The sequence below is a fragment of the Streptomyces sp. XY431 genome (assembly GCF_001279805.1).
In the GTDB taxonomy this organism is placed as follows: Bacteria; Actinomycetota; Actinomycetes; order Streptomycetales; family Streptomycetaceae; genus Kitasatospora; species Kitasatospora purpeofusca.
The window spans coordinates 1-21,836 of record NZ_LGDO01000009.1; the positions used below are offsets into that span (position 1 = coordinate 1).

Genomic DNA, 21,836 nt, shown 5'->3' on the forward strand with positions numbered 1-21,836 from the left:
CTCCTGGTGGTGCGGGTGCGGGTGGGTGTCCGACGCCTGGAGGGCGCCCGACGAGGTGTCAGGAGGGGGTGGGGGTGGGGGTCAGCGGGGCTCGACGAAGACCCGGAAGACCGGCGAACCGGAGCTCTCGGTCAACGCCTTGTCCGTGTCTGCCAGTTCGTGGCGCGAGGTGACCAGCGGGGCCAGTCCTTCGGCGAGCGCTCCGCCGCGCAGCAGGGCGGCGGCGGCACGCCAGTCGGCGGGCTCCTGGCTGTAGGAGCCGGTGACGGTGAGCTGGCGGCGGTGCACCTCGTAGCCGGGCAGGACGGCGTCGGGGGTGTCGTGGGAGCCGCCGAAGAGGACCAGCCGGGCGCCGTCGGCCGCGGCGCGGAAGCCGGCGGCGATCGCCTCGCGGGAGGCGATGGTGACGAACACCACGTCGGCCTTGGGGAGTTCGGCGAGCTCCTCGGGCGTGACGGCGTGGTCGGCGCCGGCCAGCAGGGCGGCGCTGCGGCGGGCCTCGTCGGTCTCGATCACGGTGACCGAGCGGGCCTGGTGGTGCTGGGCGAGCAGCAGGTGCAGTCGGCCCATGAAGCCGCCGCCGATCACCGCGACCCGGTCGCCGGGCTGGAAGGAGCCGCGCCGGAACGAGTGCACGACGCAGGCCAGCGGCTCGCCCATGGCGGCGTGCAGCGGGTCGGCGTCGCCGACCGGCCAGGCGTGGGCGGCCGGCACCCGGACGTACTCGGCGAGCCCGGCGCCCATGCTGATGCTGCCGTCCGGCAGCAGGCTGCCCTGCGGCGACGCGCAGATGGCGCTGTTGCCGGAGCGGCAGTGGCGGCAGGTGCCGCAGCGGGTCAGCAGGTCCACGGTGACCAGATCGCCGACGGCGGGGGCGTCCTCCAGCGCGGCGGCGCGCGCACCGACCTGCTCGATGCGGCCGGAGACCTCGTGGCCGGCGGCCACGGGGTAGACGGGCATGGCGCCGGTGTAGAGCTTGGCCTCCATGGTGCACAGGCCGCAGGCGGCGATCCGGACGAGCACGTCGTCCTCGCCGATCTCGGGGCGCGGGGTCTCGCGGATCTCGACGGAGCCGGGGGAGGTCACCAGGGCTATGCGCATCGGTCGTTCCTTTCGTGGTGCTGTGGTGCTGCGGTGCTGTGGTGCAGCGGTGGGGGCTGCCGCGGTGCGGTGGCGCCGCGCTGTCGCGCTGTCGGGGCACGGGTGGCGCCCCGACGGGCCCGGGCGGTCGGGTGGACCGTCGGACGGCGGGGGGTCGGCTCAGGCCGGGGGAGGGGGAGCGGTCCACTGCGCGGCGGGTCGCCAGTGCGTCCAGCGCTCGGCCCACCAGGTGTCGCCGCGGTCGATCCGGGCGGCGAGCCCGGCGGCCTCGGCGCGGACGGCGGCGGCCTGTTCGGGGGTGAAGCCGCCGCTGCGGGCGCGCTCCTCGAAGGCCTCGACGTCCTTCCAGCGGTACGGGCCGCCGTCGGCCGGGAGCCAGAGGTCGAGTTCGTGGTCGAGGGTGTCGACACCCTCGGCGGTGATCCGGTACGGGTCCTGGAAGTTGACGTACCAGCCGGAGAGTTCGTCGGTCGCCGGGTCGCGGAAGGCCCAGACGGCGTAGGCCTCGCCGGGGCGCTGCAGCTGCAGGACGCCGGGGCTGCGCCAGCGGTCGGCGACGGTGCTCCAGCCGTGCGGGCCCCAGCTGAACTCGCCCTCGCCGAAGGAGAGCCGGGTGTCGTGGGCCAGGTACACGGCGAGCAGGTCGGGTTCGTGGGCGACGACCCGGACGGGGTAGCTCAGCCAGACCCGTCCGTCGAGGATCTCCCGGTGCAGGACGACCTGCCCGGGCGTCAACGGTCCGGCTGCGAGGCGTGGTTCGGGGTCGGCCGTGGGGTCGGACTCGGCCGCGCGGCCGGCTGCGGGAAGGGCTGCGCCGAGGCCGGTTGCGGGCCCGGCGGTGCCTCGGCCGGATTCGTCACCGGCGGACACGGCGGAGCGCCTCGGACCCCTCGAAGGATCGTGCATGAACGTCTTGCCCCCGTTTCGCAATGCCGCCCCCGGAACGCGGGCAGCGAGACTCCGGCCCCCGCCGGAGTGCCGCACGCCTGCCCCTCGGACCCCTTCCCCCGTGGTTCGACGCAGGTCGAACGGGGGTCGCTACTCATGGGTAGGCATCGGCGGTCCGGATCTTAGGCACGCTCGGAGGGCATTGGCAATGCCCGCCGAACGGCGGGTGCGCCGACCCCCCGACGGACGGTGTGATGCAGCCCACGGCTCCACCGGTTCACCGACGTCTTGTCAAGATCGCGGCAAGTGTGCGAGGTTGACGAGCGTTGTTCAAGACGTTTGCGCACTCCGGGGTCGGTGAAATTCCGAACCGGCGGTTACAGTCCGCGACCCGTCCGCCGCCAGCGGCCGGTTGACCAGGTGAAATTCCTGGACCGACGGTTAAAGTCCGGAAGGGAGGAAGTGCGCGGCGAGCAGGTTTTTCCGATGGCCGGGGGGATTTCCCGTCGGCCCGTCGGTCGCGGGCCGCTTCCGCCGGAATGCGGTCGAAGGCCGTCCCTGCACGCCCGGCTCCATCAGCCCCGGAAGTCCGCGCCCCGAGCGCGAGGAGAGTTCCGATGGGCCACACCACGGGCACGACCACCGCCGACGCGAGCTCGTACGCGGCCGGTGACACCGAGCAGCCGTTCGACTCCGTCGAGTACGCGGTCGCGGAGATCGCGGCCGGCCGGGCGGTCGTCGTCGTCGACGACGAGAGCCGTGAGAACGAGGGCGACCTCCTCTTTGCCGCCGAGCTGGCCACCACCGAGCTGGTCGCCTTCGCCATGACCGAATGCCGCGGACTGCTCTGCGCCCCGATGACCGGGGCGGACCTGGACCGGCTGGAACTGGACCAGATGGTCCGCGAGAACACCGAGCACCACCGCACCGCCTTCACCGTCTCGGTCGACGCCGCGGCCGGCATCAGCACCGGCATCTCGGCGGCCGACCGGGCGCTCACCCTGCGCCTGCTGGCCGAGCCGGGCACCCGCCCGGCCGAGCTGGTGCGCCCGGGCCACGTCTTTCCGCTGCGGGCCGTCGACGGCGGCGTGCCGGCGCGCCCCGGCCACACCGAGGCCGGGGTGGACCTGTGCCGTCTGGCCGGCCTGCGTCCGGCGGCGGCCATCTGCGAGATCGCGATGGCCGACGGCGCGATGGCCCGGCTGCCGGAGCTGCGCGAGTTCGCCCGCCGGCACGGCCTGGCGCTGATCTCCATCGCCGACCTGATCGAGTACCTGCGCACCGCGGACGGTGCGGCCGGTGCGGCGGTCCCGGCCGGGGCGGCGCGGACGGCGGTCGCGGCGGTCGCCGGCTGATCCCGCCGGGAGACCGGCCGCAGGGGGGGCGGTTCCGCCGGGAATTCCATTTCCGGGGCGGTGCCGTGATTCGCCCTGCCCGCAGGAATTCCGGCACCGGCTCCGGTTCACCGACTGTTTTCCCGGAATTGACAGTTCCGCAATCCTGCTCCAATAATCGATTCACGGATGCACGCCGATGGGGAGAGGCCTGGTATGTCCGACATCAGCACCACGGAAAAACTCAGAAATATTTGGGAAGAAGTCCTCGGTACACCGGTCGACGACCTGGACGCCGATTTCTTCGACCTCGGCGGGGATTCCCTGCTGGCCCTCGCGATTTCCACCCGGGCCATCGAGTCCGGTCTGGACATGCCCCGGTCGGCGGTGCTGCGCCGCAGCACCCTCCGACAGCTCGCCGAGGCCGTCGAGGACCCCCGACTCTTCGATCGCGCCTGAGCGATGGCCATCGTCGTCGTCCACGACCAGGGCTCGGCCTCGCCGCGCGAGGTGATCGCCCTGGGGCGAACGGCTCCGGTGCTGGTCGCCCTGGCCGACTCCGACCACGCCCGGCAGGTCGGCCCGCTGTTCGAGGAGAACTGCGCGGGCGTCGTCACGCTGGCCGAGGGTGACGAGGCGGTCGTCGCCCGGCTGCGCGAGTACGGGGCCGCGGGCATCCTGACGTTCAGCGAACGGATGCTCGCCGACACCGCCCGGCTCGCCGGACTGCTCGGCCTGCCGTTCAACACCCCGGAGACCGTACGGGTGTTGACCGACAAGGCGGCACAGCGCCGGCGGCTGCGGGAGGCCGGGGTGGACAGTGTGCGCAGCGCGCTGCTCACCGACGCCGAAGGCTGGCACGCCGCGCTGACCGAGGTGGGCCTGCCCGCCGTGGTCAAGCCGGTCCGCGGGGAGGGGAGCCGCAACACCGTCCTGGTGACGGATCCGGAGCACGGCGCCGCCGTGGTCGAGGAGTTCCTGCGCGCCGAACCGGCCCTGGTGGTCGAGGAGTTCCTGCGGGGCGCGGACTGCGCGCCGTTCGGGGACTACGTGTCGGTGGAGAGTGCCGTCACCCCCGGCGGGATCCGCCACTTCGCCGTGACCGGCAAGCTGCCGCTGGCACCGCCGTTCCGGGAGTCGGGGCAGTTCTGGCCCTCGCAGCTGGCCCCCGGGCCGGAGGCCGAGGTGGTCGGGCTGGCCGACCGGGCGCTCCGGGCGCTCGGGGTCACGCACGGTCTGGTGCACACCGAGATCAAGCTGACGGCCGCCGGCCCCCGGCTGATCGAGGTCAACGGCCGCCTCGGCGGCGACCAGACCGATCTGGCCGCACGCTCCCTCGGGCTCGATCTCGTCGCGCTGGCGGGCGAGTTGGCGCTCGGGCGCGATGTCGAGCTGAATCCGGCCCGCCCGGAGCGGGTGCACTTCCAGTACTACACCCCCGGCCCCACCGCGGGCGGCCGGCTGACCCGGGTCGACGGCCAGGCCGCCGTCCGGGCACTGCCCGGGGTCGACTCGTACCGGCTCTCGGTACGGCCCGGCACCGAGCTGGCCGCCGGGACCGGCACCACCCTGCTCGACATGCTGTGCGGCTCGGCCGCCGACCACCGGGGCATGACCGCGCTGGTGGAGCAGGCGGTCGCCCTGCTGGCGTACGAGTTCGTCGTCGACGGCCGGCCCGTGACGCGCACGGCCCGGGACCTGCTCGACCACGTCTGAGGCGTGCCGTCCGCGGGCGCCGCGGCGGACCCTTGACGCCGCATCGGACCGCCGGGATCCGAAAGACACGACCCCGGCGCGACCACCTCCGTGAACCACCCCCCTGGATGACTCATGCCTACCATCGGCTCGGCCGCCGCCGGGTTCCTGAAGGAACTCGTCCCGGCGCCCGGGGCCGAGCGCCGCATGGGTGTGCTCACGCTCACCCAGTCGCTCGGCACCGGCCTCTTCCTGACCTCCAGTGCCATCTTCTTCACCAGGACCGTCGGGCTGTCCGCCGAGAGCGTCTCGGTGGCCATGTCGGCGGCCGGACTGTGCGGGTTCCTCGCCACCGTCCCCGGCGGGCGGGTCGCCGACCGGTTCGGTGCGCGCCGGCCGCTGGCGGCCAGCTACGGTCTGCTCGCGGTGCTGTTCGTCGGCTACGCCTTCGTCGAGGGCGTGCCCGCGTTCACGGCCGTGGCCTGCGCGATCGCGGTGTGTGAGACTGTCGGCAGCCCGCTGCGCGCGGCTCTGACCCACGCCCTGTTCGGCTCCGCCCGCTCCGCGGGTGTCCGGGCGAGGATGCGCAGCCTGTTCAATCTCGGCTTCACGGCCGGCGCCGGTCTGGCCGGGGCCGCCCTGGCGACGGATTCGCGGATCGCCTTCCTGCTGGTGATCGCGGTCAATGTGGCGCTCCAACTGCTGTGTGCCATCATGGCGTTGGGCCTGCGGCCGGACGGCCCCGAGGTGGTCCCGGCCACCGCGGGGCGCTCCTGGGAGGCCTTCCGGGACCGCCGGTTCCTGCTGGCCACCGCGCTCTCCGGGATCCTGGAGCTGTTCCAGCCGGTGCTCGCGGTGGGCGTGCCGCTGTGGATCGTCAACCGCACCAGCGCCCCGGGCGCCCTGGTGGCGGCCCTGACGGTGGTCAACACCGTTCTGGTGGTGCTGCTCCAGGTCGCCGCGGGCAAGGGCTCGGACACCGTGTCGGGCTCCGGCCGCCTGCTGCTGCGGGCGGGCCTGCTGATGGCGCTGGCCTGCTGCCTGTTCGCCGGATCCGGCGCCGCCGACACCTCGCTGGCCGTCGTCCTGCTGTTCGCCGGCACGGTCCTGATGACCCTGGGCGAACTCGCCCAGTCCGCCGGCGGCTGGGGGCTGTCCTTCACCCTGCCGCCCGAGGGCCGGATGGGCGAGTACCAGGGCGTGTTCGGGCTCGGCCGGGGACTCCAGCAGTTCTTCGGGCCCGCGCTGGTGGTCATGCTCCCGCTCGGCATGGGCGCCGCGGGCTGGCTGCTGCTGGCCGGAGTGTTCGTGGTCTGCGGCCTGATCGCCCTGTGGGCCTTCGTCCGGGACGCCCCGCCGGCCGGCGTGTCCGACGAACCGTCAAATGAACCATCACCCCAGTCGTAGGAGCACCACGTGAGTCCCACCCCCCACAGCTACCCCTCGTTCCGCAGTGTCCTCGCGGACCACCCGCTCGTCCGGATCGCCGGCGCGCACTCGGCGCTCGGCGGCGTCATCGCCGAGCAGGTCGGCTTCCAGGCCGTCTGGGCCTCCAGCTTCGAGATCTCCGCCGCCCGCTGCCTGCCCGACGCCAGTCTGCTCAGCATGAGCGAGTACCTGGACGCGGCCGCGCACATCCAGAAGGCGCTCTCCGTCCCGGTGGTCGCCGACTGCGACACCGGCTTCGGCAACAGCATGAACGTGGCGTACATGGTGGCCGAGTACGAGCAGGCCGGCATCACCGCCGTGTGCATGGAGGACAAGATCTTCCCGAAGATGAACAGCTTCGCCGCGGCCGACCACAGCCTGCTCGACGTGAACGCCTTCGCCCACAAGATCGAGACGGCCAAGAAGTCCCAGCGCAGCGAGGACTTCTTCGTCATCGCCCGCACCGAGGCGATGATCAGCGGGCTGGGCGTCGACGAGGCGCTCAAGCGCTGCGCGGTCTACGCCGACGCCGGCGCCGACGCCGTCCTGGTCCACTCCAAGCAGGCCACCAAGGACGAGGTGCTCTCCTTCCTCGACCAGTGGGACGACCGGCTGCCGGTCGTCGTGGTGCCCACCACCTACCCCGACTGGCACGCCGACGAGGCCCGCGCGGCCGGCGTCTCCGCCGTCATCTACGCCAACCAGGGCCTGCGCGCCACCATCACCTCCCTGCGGTCCGCCCTCGGCTCGATCTACGAGACCGGGCACTCGGCCCACCTGGAGGACAGCATCGCCGGGGTCAAGGACGTCTTCGCGCTCCAGCGCCTGGACCAGTGGCAGGAGTTCACGGCCTGACGGCCGGAACGACCTCGCCCACCACCCCGACCCACCGAAAGGATCAAGACTTGTCGTCGCAAGACGTGGCGCTGGTGCGCCGTCGGGCGGCACGGGCCCGAGCACTCGCGCTGACCACGGTCAGCACCGCCGGGACCGGCCACATCGGGGCGGACCTCTCCGCCATGGACATCCTCTGCGCGCTCCACTTCGGCGTGCTGCGCGGCGGCCCGGACGACCCGGACCGGGACCGCTTCATCCTCAGCAAGGCCCACGCCTCGGCCGCCATGTACAGCGTGCTCGCGCTCCGGGGCATCCTGCCCGAGGAGGAGCTCGCGACCTACGGCGCGGCCGACTCGCGGCTGAGCACGGTGGTCTCCACCCGGGTGCCGGGCATCGAGTTCAACACCGGCTCGCTCGGCCACGGCCTCTCGCTCGGCGTCGGCGCGGCCCTCGCCGCCCGGGTCCAGGGCTCCGGCCGCCGGACCTTCGTGCTCACCGGCGACGGCGAGCTCCAGGAGGGCAGCAACTGGGAGGCCGCGATGCTGGCGGCCTCGCGGGGGCTGGAGAACCTGGTCGTGATCGTCGACCGCAACCTCGCCCAGAAGGGCGCCAGCACCGAGGACATCAACGCCCTGGAGCCGCTGGACGAGAAGTGGCGCTCCTTCGGCTGGGCCGTGCGCACCGTCGACGGCCACGACGTCGAGGAACTGCTGAGCGTCCTCGGCGCCGCGCCGCTGGAGCCGGGCCGGCCGACCTGTCTGATCGCCTCCACGGTCAAGGGCAAGGGCGTCTCCTTCATGGAGCGCAACCTCGAATGGCACAGCCGCCGACTGACCCCCGACCTTCTCGACCAGGCACTCCGGGAGCTTGAGCATGGCACCGACGACTGACTGCGCCGCCGCCTTCTCGGCGGCCCTGCTCGAACTGGCGCGCACCGACGAGCGGATCTGCATCGTCAACAACGACTCGGCCGAGACCCACTCGGCGCTCGGCTTCCAGTCCGAGCTGCCCGACCGCTTCGTGGACGTCGGCATCGCCGAGCAGAACCTGGTCGGCGTGTCGATCGGCCTGGCCAACGCGGGCCTGCGCCCGTTCGTCTACTCGGCCTCCTGCTTCCTGACCGCCCGGGCGCTGGAGCAGATCAAGAACGCCGCCTACACCAACGCCAACGTGGTGTTCTGCGGCTTCGTCAGCGGCCTCGCCTACGGCGCGCTCGGCGGCACCCACCACGCCGTCGAGGACCTCGCCTGGATGCGGTCGATCCCGCGGATGACCGTCCTGGCGCCGGCCACCCCGAACGACACCGTGGCCGCCCTGCGCGAGGCGATGACCCACGACGGCCCGGTCTACATCCGGATCGTCAGCAAGCTCGACACGCCGGAGCTGTTCCCGGCCGACCACACCTTCTCCTACGGCGGCTCGGTGCAGCTGCGCGAGGGCGAGGACGTCACCCTGGTCGGCACCGGCCTGCTCACCACCCGCCTGGTGGAGGCCGCGGACCTGCTCGCGGCCGACGGCGTCCGGGCCGGCGTGCTCCACCTGGGCTCGGTCCAGCCGATCGACGCGGAGGCGATCGGACGGGCCGCGCGCCACAGCGGACGCCTGGTCGTCGCGGAGGACCACGTGCTCAACGGCGGCCTCGGCGGGGCGGTCGCCGAGACCGTCGTCCGCACCCACCCGGTGCCCGTGCTGCAGCTCGGCGTGCCGAACGAGTACGCGCCGATCGGCCCGGCCGAGTTCCTGTACGAGCACTTCGGCCTGACCGCGCAGGGCGTGGCGAAGCGGGTGGCGCAGTGGCTGGCATGACCGTCAGTGTGGCCGACTACACGGCCGCCTACCTGCACGCGCTGGGCGTGCACACCTGTTACAGCCTCTCCGGCACCGGCTCCATCCACCTCGACCAGGCCTTCAGCCAGCAGCCCGGCCTGGTGACCATCTGCGCCCGGCACGAGACCGCGGCGGCGCTGATGGCCACCGGCGCGGCCAAGCTGACCGGGGAGCTCGGGGTGGCGCTGGTGACCAGCGGCCCGGGTGCCGTCAACGCGCTGGCCGGACTGGTCGACGCGTACGCCGACGGCGTGCCCGTGCTGGTGGTCTCCGGCCAGGTCGAGACCCGGCACATGGAGGAGGGCGTGCGCTCCTTCGGCGTCCAGGGCTTCGGCGTGGTGCACAGCGCCCGCAGCATGACCAAGTACTCCGCGGTGGTGGAGCGCCCCGGCGACATCCGCCGCCACCTGGACGAGGCCGTCCGGCACGCCCTGGAGGGCCGCCCCGGCCCGGTCTGGCTGGACATCCCGCTGGACGTCCAGGCCGCGCAGGTCGACCCGGCCGCCCTGGCGGGGGCCGAGCCGCCCGCCGCCGAACCGCGCGGCTCCGGCGCCCGGCAGACCGCCCGGCAGCTGATGACCATGCTGCGCTCCGCCGAGCGCCCGCTGATCGTCGCCGGCCAGGGCGTCCGGCAGGCCGACGCCGTGCAGGCCTTCCGGGACGTGGTGGAGAAGCTGCGGATCCCCGTGGTCACCTCCCGGCTGGGCACCGACCTGCTGCCGTACGACTCGGAGTTCTGCTTCGGTCAGGGCGGCATCCGCGGCCGGCTCTACCCGGGGCTGATCATGGGCCGCTCGGACCTGGTGATCTCGCTCGGCTCCAGCCTGTCCACCGCCTTCGTCGGCGAGGACGCGGACGCCTTCGACCCGGACGCCACCGTGGTCGCGGTCGACATCGACCCGTCGCAGCTGACCAAGAAGGGCGTCCGGGTGGACTTCCCGGTCTGTATGGACGTCGGCCGACTGGTCGAGGCGCTCCAGGAGGAGGCGGCCGAACCCGTCGCCCCCGCCCACGAGGCCTGGCTCGCCGAGTGCGCCGCGCTCAAGGCCGCCCATCCCACCGTCGGTGAGCAGCGGCCGGACGGCCCGATCAACTCCTACCGGTTCGTCGACCGGCTGGAGGCGCAGACCGGCCCCGGCCACGTCTTCGTGGTCGACACCGGCAGCGCCTACTACGTCACCGGCCAGACCCTGGAGTTCACCGCCTCCCAGCGGGAGATCACCTCGGCCGCCTTCCTCAACATGGGTGCGGCCGTGCCGATGGCGGTCGGCGCGGCCTTCGCCCGGCCGGACGCCCAGGTGCTGGTGATCGTCGGTGACGGCGCGATCGAGCTCAACATCCAGGAGCTCGCCACCATCAGCCAGTACGGGCTGGGCATCAAGGTGTTCGTGCTGAACAACGGCGGCTACGCCTCGATCCGCGAGTCGCAGGCCGCGCTGGTCGGCGGACCGGAGCTGGAGGAGCCCGAGACCCTCGACTTCTCCGCCGTCGCCACCGCGTTCCGGCTGCCGTACCGCACGCTGCGGCACACCGGCACGCTGGACGCCGACATCGCCACCGTGCTGGCCGAGGACGGGCCGGCGCTGGTCGAGGTGATCTGCGACCCGGCGCAGCTGCTGCTGCGTCCGCTGCGGGCCGACGGCGGGCGCCGGGCCCACGACGGCGCCTCGATGGTCCGGACCGGCGGGCCGGACGAGCTCCCGGCCCTCACGGACCTGGTCCGGGAGCGGGAGCTGAACCATGCGTGAGACCCTGCGGGCCTCCTGGAACCACCGGCACCGGCTCGGCCAGACCCGGGAGGACGCCGAGCGGGGCGTGTTCAACCCGCACCACAGCACCCTGCCGCTGGTCCTGCACGGCACGCTCGACACGGCCGCGCTGAACCGCGCCTGGCACGCCGTGCAGCGCCGGCACCCGGCCCTGCTCAGCGGCTTCGACACCGACCGGGCGCTGTGGCACGTCGGCGCCGCCGAGCCGCAGGACGTCCGGCGGCTGCCCGCCGGGGCGGACGAGGAGGCCGACCGGGCCGCGGTCCGCGAGGCCGTGATCGAGCCCTTCGACCTGGTGAACGGGCCGGTCGCCCGGCTGGTGGTGCTCCCGCGCTCGCCGCAGGAGACCTACTTCGCGCTCGTCACCGAGCACATGGTGAGCGACGGCTGGTCGCTGAACGCCCTGATCCGGGACCTCGCGGTGCTCTACGGCCAGGAGGTGGGCGCGGAGGTGCCGCCGTTGCCGCCGGTCGAGCTGCCCTTCCAGGAGTTCGTCCGCCGGCAGAACCTCGCCGTGGACTCGCCGGCCGGGCGCGCCGGGCTCGCCCGGCTGGCCGCCCGGCTGGACGGCATCGGCGCGATTCCGGCCATGCCGGTCGAGGGGTTCAGCGGCGCGACCGGCATCCGGTACGAGGAGAACGAGGACTTCGTCCGCCGCCTGCCGGGCGGGCTCTGCCGCGACCTCGCCGCGGTGGCCCGCCCGCTGCGGATGACCGGCCTGAACCTCATGCACGCCGCGCTCCACCGGGCGCTGTACGAGCGCTCGGGCCGCCCGATGGTCGCCACCACGCTGTCCACCGCCAACCGGGAGCTGCCCGGACTCACCCACACCGTGGGCTGGTTCGCCAGCAAGACGGTGCTGGCCAGCGAGCCCGGCCGGCACCCCGACCCGGTGGAGTACCTGCGGCACTTCCGCGAGCGGATCCTGGTCACCCTGGACGACAGCGACCTGCCGTGGCCCGCCCTGATCGACCTGATGGACCCGCGGGCGCTCGGCCGGCAGGCCACCGTCCCGTACGTCACCTTCAACGCCCGGCCGCTCGGCATGCGCCGCAGCGTCGGCGAGATCGAGATCCCCGGCGTGCGGACCGCGCCGCTGCGGATCTCCAACGGCTGGCACGACGCCGCGATCGCGACCTTCTGGGACGAGGACGAGGACGGCGTCACCGTGAACGTCATGTTCAAGACCGACTGGTACACCGCCCCCGACGTGCTGGCCCTGTGGGACGCCGTGGAGGCCCGGCTGTACCGGTGGGCCGAGGAGCTGCGCCCGTGACCGGCGTGCCCGCGCGCACCAACCCGTCGACGAAGGAGAACACCATGGACGACACCGGCATGCACATCGCGACCATCCGCGAGTCGACCGTCGAGACCGCCGTCGAACGCGACTGGACGCCGCTCACCGACGAGCAGTTCGAGAGCTACGAGCAGAACGGCTACCTCCACCTCAAGGGCCTGTTCAACCCCGAGGAGGTGGAGCGCGGCCTCGCCGTCATCGACGAGGTGGTCGCCGACGGCGCGCGGACCATCGGGAACCACGCCAGCTTCACCGACCGCGCCCACACCGTCCGGGTGCGCGACGCGGTGGCCCGCACCGCCGGCATGGACTACTTCCTCGACCACCCGAAGCTGGTCGGCCCGCTGATGTCGCTGCTCGCCGGCAGCGTCCAGCTGCTCGGCACCGAGATCTTCGTCCGCTCGCTCCAGGACGAGGCGCTGGAGTACTGGCACACCGACGGCGGCGAGTACCTGCAGCAGCTGCGGCTCGTCCACGGCAGCCCGAGCCTGCAGGTCAAGGCGCAGGTGTTCTTCACCGACACCACGGAGTCCGACAGCGGCAACTTCCTGCTCGTCCCCGGCAGCCACCGCAAGGTGCCGACCGACCGGACGGCGCTCTGCTACATCGAGGAGCTCGACGAGCCGCTGCGCCAGGGGGTGCTGCCCGACGACGCCCTGGAGGTCAAGGCCGCGCCGGGCGACGTGCTGATCTTCCCGTACTCGCTGTGGCACGCCGTGGCGCCCAACAAGGTCCAGGAGCGCAAGACCTTCATCCTGCGCTACGGGCACCTGTGGCACCGCCCGCACGACTACCTCCAGCAGCCGGCCGAGGTGCTGGACCGGATGTCGCCGCGCCTGCGCCGGATGTTCGGCGACTTCGGCGACCAGGTCCACCCCACCGACTACTACAAGCCGGTCGGCCAGGGTGACGTGATGGCGGTCGGTGGCAACCATGCAGCTTTCTGACCCCGCTGACCCCGCTGACCGCTCCGAGCAGCCCGGCCTGTCCGGCCTGCCGGCCCGCGCCCGGTCGCTGCCGGAGCTGTTCGCCCGCGTCGCCGCCGTGCGCGGCGACGCGGCCGCGGTGGCCGGCGGCGGCGAGGAGCTCGGCTACGCCGAGCTCGACCGGCGGGCCGGGGCCCTCGCCGCCCGGCTGACCGCCGCCGGCCTGGGCCGCGGCGACCTGGTGGGCGTGCTCCTGGAGCGCTCGCACCGGGCGCCCGCCTGGATCCTCGGCATCCTGAGGTCCGGCGCGGCGTACGTGCCGCTCGACCCGTCGTACCCGGCCGACCGGCTCCGGTTCATGGCTGCGGACGCCGGCCTCGCGGCCCTGGTCGGCGACCCCGACCGGGCCGCGGCCTGCGGGCTGGACGCGCTGCCCGTGATCGACCCCGAGGCCGCCGCGGCGGAGCCCGCCGCGCCGGTCGCGGGGACTGCCGCCGGGCCGGCCGGGGCCGAACCCGGCCCGGACGACCCGGCGTACGTGATCTACACCTCCGGCTCCACCGGCGTGCCCAAGGGCTGCGTGGTCACCCACGGCAACGTCCTGGAACTGCTGCGGGCCACCCTGCCGCTGTTCGAGCTCGGCACCGAGGACCGCTGGACCCTCTTCCACTCCGCCTCCTTCGACTTCTCGGTCTGGGAGCTGTGGGGTGCCTGGGCGACCGGCGCGACCGCCGTCCCGGTGCCCGCCGCCACGGCGCAGGCCCCGGAGGACTTCCTGCGGCTGCTGGCGGACGAGCGGATCACGGTGCTCAACCAGGTCCCGTCCGCCTTCCGTCACCTGGCCCGGGAGTACACCGACTCGGGCGCCCCGGCGACCGCGCTGCGGTACGTGGTCTTCGGCGGCGAGAGCGTCGACCTCGACGTGGTGCGCGGCTTCCTCGCCGCCGCGGCCGCCGCACCCGGTCCGGCGCCCGTCATGGTCAACATGTACGGCATCACCGAGATCACCGTGCACGCCACCCACCTGGTGCTCACCCCGGAGCTGCTGGCCGGCGGCACCGCCTCGCCGATCGGCCGCCCGCTGCCCCATCTGGCGATCGAACTGCGCGACGACGCCCTCCGGTCGGTCCCGGACGGCGGGACCGGCGAGATGTGGGTGGCCGGGTCGGGGGTCGCCACCGGCTACCTGAACCGCCCCGAACTCACCGCCGAGCGCTTCCGCACCCTCGACGGCCGCCGGATGTACCGCACCGGCGACCTCGCCCGCCGGCTGCCCGACGGCGGGCTCGCCTACCTCGGCCGCAACGACCAGCAGGTCAAGCTCCGCGGCCACCGGGTCGAACTCGGCGAGGTCGAGGCCGGTCTGCGGGCCGCCCCGCAGGTCCGCGACGCGGCCGCGCTGGTCGTCCGGGACGCCGCGGGCAACGAACTGCTGACCGCGCTGGTCGTCCCGGCCGGGCCCGGGGCGCTGGACGTCGCCGCCCTGCGGCGGCACGCCCGCGCCACCATGCCCGCGCAGCTGGTCCCCAACCGGTTCCACCCGGTGGAGGAGCTGCCGCTCACCTCCTCCGGCAAGCTCGACCGGAAGGCGCTGGCCGAGCTGGCGCCGCGGGCCGGGGCGCCGCGCACCCGCGTCCTGGTGCTCGACCCCATCGACCCGGGGGCGCTGGACGAGCTGCGCCGGCGGTACGACGTCACCGTGGCGCTGCGCCCGCCCGTCGACGAACTGCTCCGGCTGGTGCGCGACCAGGAGGTGATCGTGCTGCGCAGCGGGGTGCGCCTGGACGCCCCCGTCATCGCGGCGGCCGGCCGGCTCAAGGTGATCGCCCGGGCGGGTTCCGGGATCGACAACATCGATGTCGCGGCGGCCAGGGCGGCCGGTGCGACGGTCTTCAACATCCCCGCCGTCTCCGCCCCGGCGGTCGCCGAGCTGGCCCTCGGGCTGATGCTCACGGTCGGGCGCCACCTGGCGCTGGCGGACCGCCAGGTGCGGTCCGGGATCTGGAACAAGGCCGCGCTCTCCGGGGTCGAACTCGGCGGCAAGACCCTGGGACTGGTCGGCTACGGCCGGATCGGCTCCAGGATCGCGGCGCTCGGCCGCGCCCTCGGCATGCGGGTACTGGTCGACGTGGCCCGTCCCGACGCCGACCGCCGCCACGAACTGGAGCGGCTCGACTACGAGTTGGCGCCGCTGAAGACGCTGCTGCCGGCCGCCGACGTGGTCTGTCTGGCCGTCCCGCTGACCGAGCGGACGCACCACCTGATCGACGCCGCCGCGCTGGCCGCGATGAAGCCGACCGCCCTGCTGGTCAATGTCTCCCGCGGCCTGGTCGTCGACGAGGACGCGCTGTACGAGGCGCTCGCCGAGGGCCGGATCGCCGGCGCCGGGCTCGACGTGGTGGCCGAGGAGGGCTGCCCGAACCGGCTCCACGAACTGGACAACGTGGTGATCACCCCGCACATCGGCGCGATGTCGGTGGACTCGCAGGTCCGGATCGGCCGCATCCTGGTCGACTCGGTGGCCGCCGCCCTGGCCGGCCAGGAGGTGCCCAACCAGTGCTGACGACCCGTCATGACACCATGGAGAGCGCGGTTCTGGCCGACTACGGCCGGATCGAGCACCGGCGCACCCCGCTGCCGCCGGTCGCCCCCGGCGAGCTGCTGGTCCGGGTGCTCGCCACCGGCATCTGCGGCTCCGACCTGGCCACCTACCGCGGCGCCCATCCGTACAAGACCGCGCCGACCGTGCTCGGCCACGAACTGTGCGGCACCGTCGTCACCCCGGCCGACGGGTTCGCGGAGGGCGAGCTGGTGTGCGCCGCCGCTTACGCGCACTGCGGCGACTGCCCGATGTGCGCGCGGGGGCGCACCAACCTGTGCGCCGCCAAGGCCAACCTGTGCCACCTCGGCTGGGACGGCTCCTTCGCGCAGTACGTGACGCTGCGGCCCGCCATGACGTACCGCCTGCCCGCCGGCACCGATCCGGAACTCGGGGCGCTGGTCGAGCCGCTGTCGATCGCCCACCACGCCGTCGCCCTGGCCGGTCCGGCGGACGGGCGGGCCGTGCGGATCATCGGCGCGGGCAACATCGGCCTCGGCTGCCTGGTCGCCGCCAAACGGCTCGGCTTCGGCGCCGTCGTCTGCTCCGACCTCGGCCCGGACAAGGGCCGCCGCGCCGAGGCCCTCGGCGCCGACGGCTACCTCGACGTGCTGGCCGGCGAGAACGCTCCGGGCCCGGCCGCACCGGAGGCCGACGTGGTGCTCGTGGCCGCCGGCCACCCGGGCGCGGTGGACGAGGCGGTCCGGGCGGTGCGGCCCGGCGGCACCGTGGTCGTGGTCAGCTTCTTCGACCGCCCGCCCGCCGTCGCCGTCAACGCCCTGGTCGGCAAGGAGGTCCGGGTGATCGGCTCCTCGCTGTCCACCGCCGAGGACTTCCACGCCGTCATCGGCTGGCTGGCCGAGGGCAGCATCGACCCGCGACCCATGGTCACCCACCGCTTCGGCCTGGCCGAGGCAGGCGCCGCACTGGCGCTGATGGCGGCCGGCGAACCGGCCACCGGAAAGATCATCATCACCCCGTGAGGACACGTATGACGCTCACCATCGGCATCGTCGGCGGCACCGGGCACGCGGGCGGCGAACTCTGCCGCCTGCTGCTGAACCACCCCGGCGTCGCCACCGTCCTGCCCACCGCCCGCGGCGGCGAGGACCTCGAACGGGTCCACCCCAACCTGCTCGGCAGCGGACTCGCCTTCACCACCGTCGAGCAACTGCGCGAGCGGGCCGGCGAACTCGACGTGGTGTTCTTCTGCACCCCCTCGGGCGAGGCGATGCGCTCCGCGCCCTACTTCCTGGAGCGCGGCGTCAAGGTGATCGACGTCAGCGCCGACTTCCGGTTCCCCGACGCCGACCGCTACCGCGAGGTCTACGGCGAGGAGCACGCCAGCCCGCAGCTGCTGCCGGAGGCCGTCTACGGCGTCACCGAGCTGTACCGCGACCGGGTGGCCCGGGCCCGGCTGGTGGCCAACCCCGGCTGCTACGCCATCACCACCGTGCTCGGCCTCGCCCCGCTGCTGCGCTCCGGGCTCGCCGACCTGGACACCGCGATCCACCTCGCCGCCGTCAACGGCAGCTCCGGCGCCGGCAACAAGCCGCGCACCGAGATCATGCACGCCGAGGCCTTCGCCTCGATGCTGCCGTACAGCCTGGAGGGCCACCGGCACGCCCCCGAGCTGGAGACCCACCTCACCCCGCTGGCCGGCCGCGAGCCCTGCGTCGACATGACCACCGCCCACGGCAACTTCGTCCGCGGCATCTACATCCAGGCCAGCGTCGCGGTCCGGGCGGAGGCCCGGGCCGGCCTCGACCGCGCCGCCCTGCTCGACCTCTACCGCGAGCACTACGCCGGCGAGCACTTCGTGCGCGTCAACACCTTCGCCAAGCAGGGCAAGCTCAACGCCAAGGAGTACGGCGTCTACCCGAGCCTCACCTCGGTGGCCGGTTCCAACTTCTGCCACATCGGGGTGGACTACGACCCGGTGCGCGGCTTCGCCAAGGTCGTCGCGGTCACCGACAACCTGGTCAAGGGGGCGGCCGGCTCGGCGATCCAGAACATGAACCTGATGTTCGGCCTCGACGAGCGCGCCGGCCTCGGGCACTACGGCCTGTGACCACGATGCGGCTGCTCGCCGACCACACCCCGGCGCCCGGCGAGCGCTGGATCTACTCGGCCGGGTTCAACGCCGGTCCCGCGCTCGCCGACACCGGCCGGATCGACGTCGAACTGGCCGACCTCGCCCGGCTGTCGGACGCCGGCGCGCGGATCGCCCTGCTCAGCCACCAGGGCAGCGCCAAGGACGGCAGCGCCCGCCACCTGGACTACCTCGCCGACTACCTCTCCCGGCGGCTCGGCCGCCCGGTGCGCTACCTGCCGGAGAACAGCACGGCCCGCGCCCGGGCCTGGGCCCGGGAGCTGAGCCCCGGCGCGATCGCGCTCTTCGGCAACACCCGCCTCGACCCGGGCGAGGAGCGCGGCGACCCCGAACTCGCCCGCACCCTGGCCGGTCTGGGCGACCGGGTGGCGATCGGCGGCTTCTCCAAGGCGCACCGGCGGCACGCCTCCAACACCGGCCTGCTCGACCACCTGCCCGGCTGGGCCGCGGCCGGCCTGGTCGGGGAGGCCCGCGCCCTCGACCCCTGGGTGGCCGGGGCCGGTGACGGCGCGGGCGCCGGTGACGGCCCGTCGGTCGCGGTGCTCGGCGGCGTCAAACCGGAGAAGACCCTGATCGGCCTGCGCGGCCTCACCCGCACCCACCACCTGGTGATCCCGGGCGGCGTCGTGCTCAACACCCTGCTCGCGGTCACCGGCCACCGGATCGGCCGCTCCGAGCTGGGCAGCGACCCCGAGGGCTGCGCCCGGGCGGCGCGCGAGGTCCTGGCCCGCACCGGCGGGGCGGGCATCCACCTGCCGCGGGTCGTCGTCGCGGCCGGCCCGGACGGCACCGTCCGGCACCTGCCGCTCGACCGGGGCGTGCCGGACGACCACGCCATCGTCGACTTCGAGGTCCAGCCGGGCGCGATCGAGCTGCTCCGCCGCGCCGGCCGGGTCCTGGTCGCCGGCACCCCCGGCCGCCACGCCGAGGGCAACCGGCACGCGGCGGCGGCCGTCCTCGCCGCCCGGGCGCACGCCCCCGGCGGCACGCTGCTGCTGGGCGGCGACACGGTGGCCGAACTGCCCTGGGACGGGCCGCGTTCCACCGGCGGGGGATCGGCCCTGCAGTACCTGGTCGAGGGCACCTGCGCGGTGTTCGAGGCACTCGCCGCCAACGCCGCCAACGCCGCCCGTACCGACCCCACCGGGTAGCGACCCTGAGCACCGACCCGACCCCGTACCAGCCCCGGCGAGGAGCCGCCCACGATGACCACTGACCCGCACCCCGGCACCGTCGACCTGGACGACCTGCCCGTCCCCACCCGGGTGGTCCTCGGCCGCGGCGTGCTCGACCGGCTCGGCCCGCTCGCCGCCCCGCTGGGCGGCCACGCCCTGCTGGTCTGCGGCCGGACCGCGATGCGCCGGACCGGCATCCTGGACCGGGCGCTCGGCTCGCTCACCGCCGCCGGCCTCGCCGTCACGGTCTTCGACCGGATCAGCGCCAACCCCCGCTCGGACGAGATCGACGAGGCGCTCGCGCTCGCCCGGGCGAGCGGCTGCGACCTGGTGGTCGGCCTCGGCGGCGGCAGCGCCATCGACGCGGCGAAGGCCGTCGCGGTGGCCGGCGACGCCGACACCGTGCGCGAGCTGATCGGCCGCACCCTGCCCGGCTCCGCCGGCGCGCTGCCGGTCGTCGCCGTCCCGACCACCGCCGGCAGCGGCTCGGAGGTCACCCAGGGCGCCATCGTCACCGACGTGGTGCGGGGCTTCAAGTCCGGCATCCGCGGCGAGGACGTGGCCCCCAGGATCGCCCTCGTCGACCCGGACCTCACCGACCGGCTGCCCGCCGCCGTCGCCCTGGAGAGCGGCTTCGACGCCCTGGCCCACGCGGTCGAGGGGGCGGTCGCCAAGCGCGCGACCGCGCGCAGCCGGGCGTACTCCCACCGGGCCCTCGCCCTGGTCCGCGACCACCTGCCCGGGCTCGCCCGCGGCGCGGCCACGCCCGAGGCCCGGGAGGCGATGGCCCTGGCCGCCCTGCTGGGCGGGGTGAACGTCACCACCGTCAGCACCTGCCTGCCGCACCGCCTCCAGCAGGCCATGGGCGCCGTCGCCGGCAACCCGCTCTCGCACGGCCGAGGTCTGGCCCTGCTCTACCCCGCCTGGCTGCGCAGCGCCCGCCCCTTCGCGGACGAGGCCTTCGACGCCATCGGGGACACCCTGGGCCACCGGGACGCCGCGACGGCTGTGGACGCGCTGCTCGCGAGCACCGGCCTGGGCACCTCGCTGACCGAACAGGGCTACACCGAGCGGGACATCGACACCTTCGTGGCCGGACTCAGCGGCAACCTGGAGAACGACCCGCACCCCGAGGTCGACACCGGGCTGGTCCGCTCCCTCTACCGCGCCAGTCTCACCCGCTGACCCGCTGACCCGCTGACCCGCCCGGCCCCAGGCGCCCCGGTGTTCCGGCCCCCGACCCGCTGCCGGGTCAGGGGGCCGGTGCGTCCGCCGGGGCCGGGGCTGCGGTCGGGCCGGCGGGCGCCGCGCCGCGGCGGAGCAGCAGGACGGCCAGGACACCGATCACCGCGGCCAGCAGGGTGGAGCCGATGGTGATCGCCGCGAAGCCGCGGCCCGAGGCATGGGTCGCGGTGCCGACGAAGCTCGCGAAGAGCGAGCCGAACATCGACACCGCGATCGCCTCGCTGCCGAGGCGGACGGTGTTGATCCAGCCCGCGCCCATGCCGGCCTCGTGCTCGGGCACCTGGGCCAGCGCCTCGCCGTCGACCAGTCCGGCCTGGAGGCCGAAGCCGGCGCCGACGACGACCAGCGGCAGGGCCATCCAGGCGAGCCCCTGCGGGGCGGCGGCGCCCGCCAGGACCAGGCCCACCACCAGCAGGCCGATGCTCCAGGCGAGGATCCGGTCCATGGCGGCGCCACGCGCGACCAGCCGGCCGGCCAGCAGCGGGGCGATCAGCACCGGCATGGTCATGAACATCAGTAGGGCGCCGCTCTCGCCGGGCGAGGAGCCGTAGGCGCCCTGGAAGAACACCGGGATGTAGGCGACCGCGTTGGTGAAGGTGAACGACGCCACCGCGATCACCAGCGTCATCCCGGAGAACCGGGCGTTGCGCAGCGTGCGCAGGCTCAGCAGCGGGGACGACGCGGTGGCCTCCTGCCGGGCGAACAGCCCGTAGCCGGCCAGGCCGGCGGCCGTGCAGAGCAGGAACTGCGGGGACAGCCAGCCGGTCTGGGAGCCGAGCACCAGGCCGCCGAGGAGCAGGCCGGTCGCCCCGCAGAACAGTACGGCGCCGGTCACGTCGATCCGGGCGCCCCGCCGGGTCGCGTGGGCGGTCGCCCGGCGGATCAGCGGCATGGCGGCGCAGGCGACCACCAGGCAGACCAGTTGGAAGCCGAACACCAGCCGCCAGCCGACGACCTGGGTGAACAGGCCGCACAGCGACGGACCGAAGGCCAGCGACAGGCCCGCGACGGCGCCCAGCAGGGCGAAGGCCCGGGTGCGGCGTTCGCCGGTGAAGCTGGTGGAGATGATCGCCGAGCCGACCGAGAAGACGGCGCCCGCGCCGACCCCCGCGACCAGCCGGGAGGCGTCCAGCAGCAGGTAGCCGGAGGCCAGGACGCTGAGCGCGGAGCCGGCGCCGAAGGTCAGCAGGCCGATCAGCAGGGCCCGCCACCGTCCGATGACGTCCGCGACCGAGCCCCAGACGAGCGTGGCGCAGGCGAAGGTCAGGTTGTAGCCGTTCAGGGCCCACTGCTCGCCGGTGGACGACGACCCGAGGTCCGCGGCGATGTCGCCCAGCGCGACCGCAGTCCCGGAGACGGACAGCGGGACGGTGAAGACGGCGAGCATGATGACGGGCATCACCAGGCGCAGGCCGGGCGGCCCGGTGTCCGGGTCCGGCCGCGTTTTGTCGGAGGTCATCGAGGTCATCGTTCTCCTCTACCCGGCTTCCGTGCGCGGAAGTCGAAGGAACAGCAACGGAAAACGGCCGTTCCACGCCGGCAGGCATCGGGGCCGGCGTGGAACGGCGGTTCGGGGGACCGGGGCGGTGGCGCCTCCGCGAC

General features: G+C 74.0%; 17 protein-coding genes, 1 pseudogene and 1 riboswitch. Of the genes and pseudogenes, 15 read left to right on the forward strand and 3 right to left on the reverse strand.

The window, feature by feature from the left end; genetic code table 11:
• Window positions 1-81 precede the first annotated feature (81 nt).
• A complete protein-coding gene (locus tag ADK60_RS02005; RefSeq protein WP_053642665.1) occupies window positions 82-1,101 on the reverse strand; it encodes a zinc-dependent alcohol dehydrogenase in 1,020 nt (339 codons plus the stop codon).
• Between the two features lie 159 nt (window positions 1,102-1,260).
• Entirely contained in the window at window positions 1,261-1,836 is a 576-nt protein-coding gene (locus ADK60_RS02010; protein ID WP_053642689.1) for a ribonuclease FAU-1 family protein, read from the reverse strand.
• A gap of 492 nt (window positions 1,837-2,328) precedes the next feature.
• Window positions 2,329-2,459: riboswitch (FMN riboswitch) on the forward strand.
• Window positions 2,460-2,606: 147 nt separating this feature from the next.
• On the opposite strand from ADK60_RS02010, the pseudogene ribB reads away from it, so the two are divergent.
• The 15 genes and pseudogenes from ribB to ADK60_RS02085 all read left to right on the forward strand — a co-directional run.
• Window positions 2,607-3,278 (forward strand): annotated as a pseudogene (gene ribB / locus ADK60_RS02015) (3,4-dihydroxy-2-butanone-4-phosphate synthase); the annotation flags it as partial.
• Window positions 3,279-3,539: 261 nt separating this feature from the next.
• Entirely contained in the window at window positions 3,540-3,782 is a 243-nt protein-coding gene (locus ADK60_RS02020) for a phosphopantetheine-binding protein (protein WP_199839572.1), read from the forward strand.
• A 3-nt stretch (window positions 3,783-3,785) separates the two neighbouring features.
• Complete coding sequence (locus ADK60_RS02025) at window positions 3,786-5,039, forward strand: ATP-grasp domain-containing protein (RefSeq protein WP_063783009.1); 1,254 nt, start codon at window positions 3,786-3,788, stop codon at window positions 5,037-5,039.
• Window positions 5,040-5,153: 114 nt separating this feature from the next.
• The gene (locus tag ADK60_RS02030) at window positions 5,154-6,425 is read left to right on the forward strand and encodes an MFS transporter (RefSeq protein WP_045938421.1); all 1,272 of its coding nucleotides are present in this window, start codon (window positions 5,154-5,156) and stop codon (window positions 6,423-6,425) included.
• Between the two features lie 9 nt (window positions 6,426-6,434).
• A complete protein-coding gene (locus tag ADK60_RS02035; RefSeq protein ID WP_030398374.1) occupies window positions 6,435-7,301 on the forward strand; it encodes an isocitrate lyase/phosphoenolpyruvate mutase family protein in 867 nt (288 codons plus the stop codon).
• Between the two features lie 50 nt (window positions 7,302-7,351).
• On the forward strand, window positions 7,352-8,173 hold the full coding sequence (locus ADK60_RS02040; RefSeq protein ID WP_053642668.1) for a transketolase: 822 nt from the start codon (window positions 7,352-7,354) through the stop codon (window positions 8,171-8,173).
• Window positions 8,157-9,089: a transketolase family protein gene (locus tag ADK60_RS02045; RefSeq protein ID WP_053642670.1), complete on the forward strand. Its 933-nt coding sequence runs from the start codon at window positions 8,157-8,159 to the stop codon at window positions 9,087-9,089. The genes ADK60_RS02040 and ADK60_RS02045 overlap by 17 nt, the downstream gene beginning before the upstream one ends.
• Window positions 9,086-10,858: a thiamine pyrophosphate-binding protein gene (locus tag ADK60_RS02050; RefSeq protein WP_053642672.1), complete on the forward strand. Its 1,773-nt coding sequence runs from the start codon at window positions 9,086-9,088 to the stop codon at window positions 10,856-10,858. Before ADK60_RS02045 ends, ADK60_RS02050 begins: the two co-directional genes overlap by 4 nt.
• Window positions 10,851-12,155 carry a condensation domain-containing protein gene (locus ADK60_RS02055; protein ID WP_053642675.1) on the forward strand — a complete coding sequence of 435 codons (1,305 nt, stop codon included), beginning with the start codon at window positions 10,851-10,853 and terminating at the stop codon, window positions 12,153-12,155. Before ADK60_RS02050 ends, ADK60_RS02055 begins: the two co-directional genes overlap by 8 nt.
• Window positions 12,152-13,123, forward strand: a complete 972-nt coding sequence (locus ADK60_RS02060; protein WP_053642677.1) for a phytanoyl-CoA dioxygenase family protein — start codon at window positions 12,152-12,154, stop codon at window positions 13,121-13,123. Before ADK60_RS02055 ends, ADK60_RS02060 begins: the two co-directional genes overlap by 4 nt.
• The gene (locus tag ADK60_RS44410) at window positions 13,110-15,665 is read left to right on the forward strand and encodes an amino acid adenylation domain-containing protein (RefSeq protein ID WP_063783010.1); all 2,556 of its coding nucleotides are present in this window, start codon (window positions 13,110-13,112) and stop codon (window positions 15,663-15,665) included. Before ADK60_RS02060 ends, ADK60_RS44410 begins: the two co-directional genes overlap by 14 nt.
• A 17-nt stretch (window positions 15,666-15,682) precedes the next feature.
• Window positions 15,683-16,684 carry a zinc-dependent alcohol dehydrogenase gene (locus tag ADK60_RS02070; RefSeq protein ID WP_053642694.1) on the forward strand — a complete coding sequence of 334 codons (1,002 nt, stop codon included), beginning with the start codon at window positions 15,683-15,685 and terminating at the stop codon, window positions 16,682-16,684.
• Window positions 16,681-17,772 carry an N-acetyl-gamma-glutamyl-phosphate reductase gene (argC, locus tag ADK60_RS02075; protein WP_234325837.1) on the forward strand — a complete coding sequence of 364 codons (1,092 nt, stop codon included), beginning with the start codon at window positions 16,681-16,683 and terminating at the stop codon, window positions 17,770-17,772. The genes ADK60_RS02070 and argC overlap by 4 nt, the downstream gene beginning before the upstream one ends.
• 5 nt (window positions 17,773-17,777) lie before the next feature.
• On the forward strand, window positions 17,778-18,965 hold the full coding sequence (gene pgk / locus ADK60_RS02080; protein WP_234370898.1) for a phosphoglycerate kinase: 1,188 nt from the start codon (window positions 17,778-17,780) through the stop codon (window positions 18,963-18,965).
• Between the two features lie 54 nt (window positions 18,966-19,019).
• Window positions 19,020-20,174, forward strand: coding sequence for an iron-containing alcohol dehydrogenase (locus tag ADK60_RS02085; RefSeq protein WP_053642681.1), 1,155 nt, complete (start codon window positions 19,020-19,022; stop codon window positions 20,172-20,174).
• 67 nt (window positions 20,175-20,241) lie between these two features.
• Here ADK60_RS02085 and ADK60_RS02090 read toward each other — a convergent pair whose 3' ends face one another.
• A complete protein-coding gene (locus tag ADK60_RS02090) occupies window positions 20,242-21,693 on the reverse strand; it encodes an MFS transporter (RefSeq protein ID WP_159400259.1) in 1,452 nt (483 codons plus the stop codon).
• Window positions 21,694-21,836: the final 143 nt, after the last annotated feature.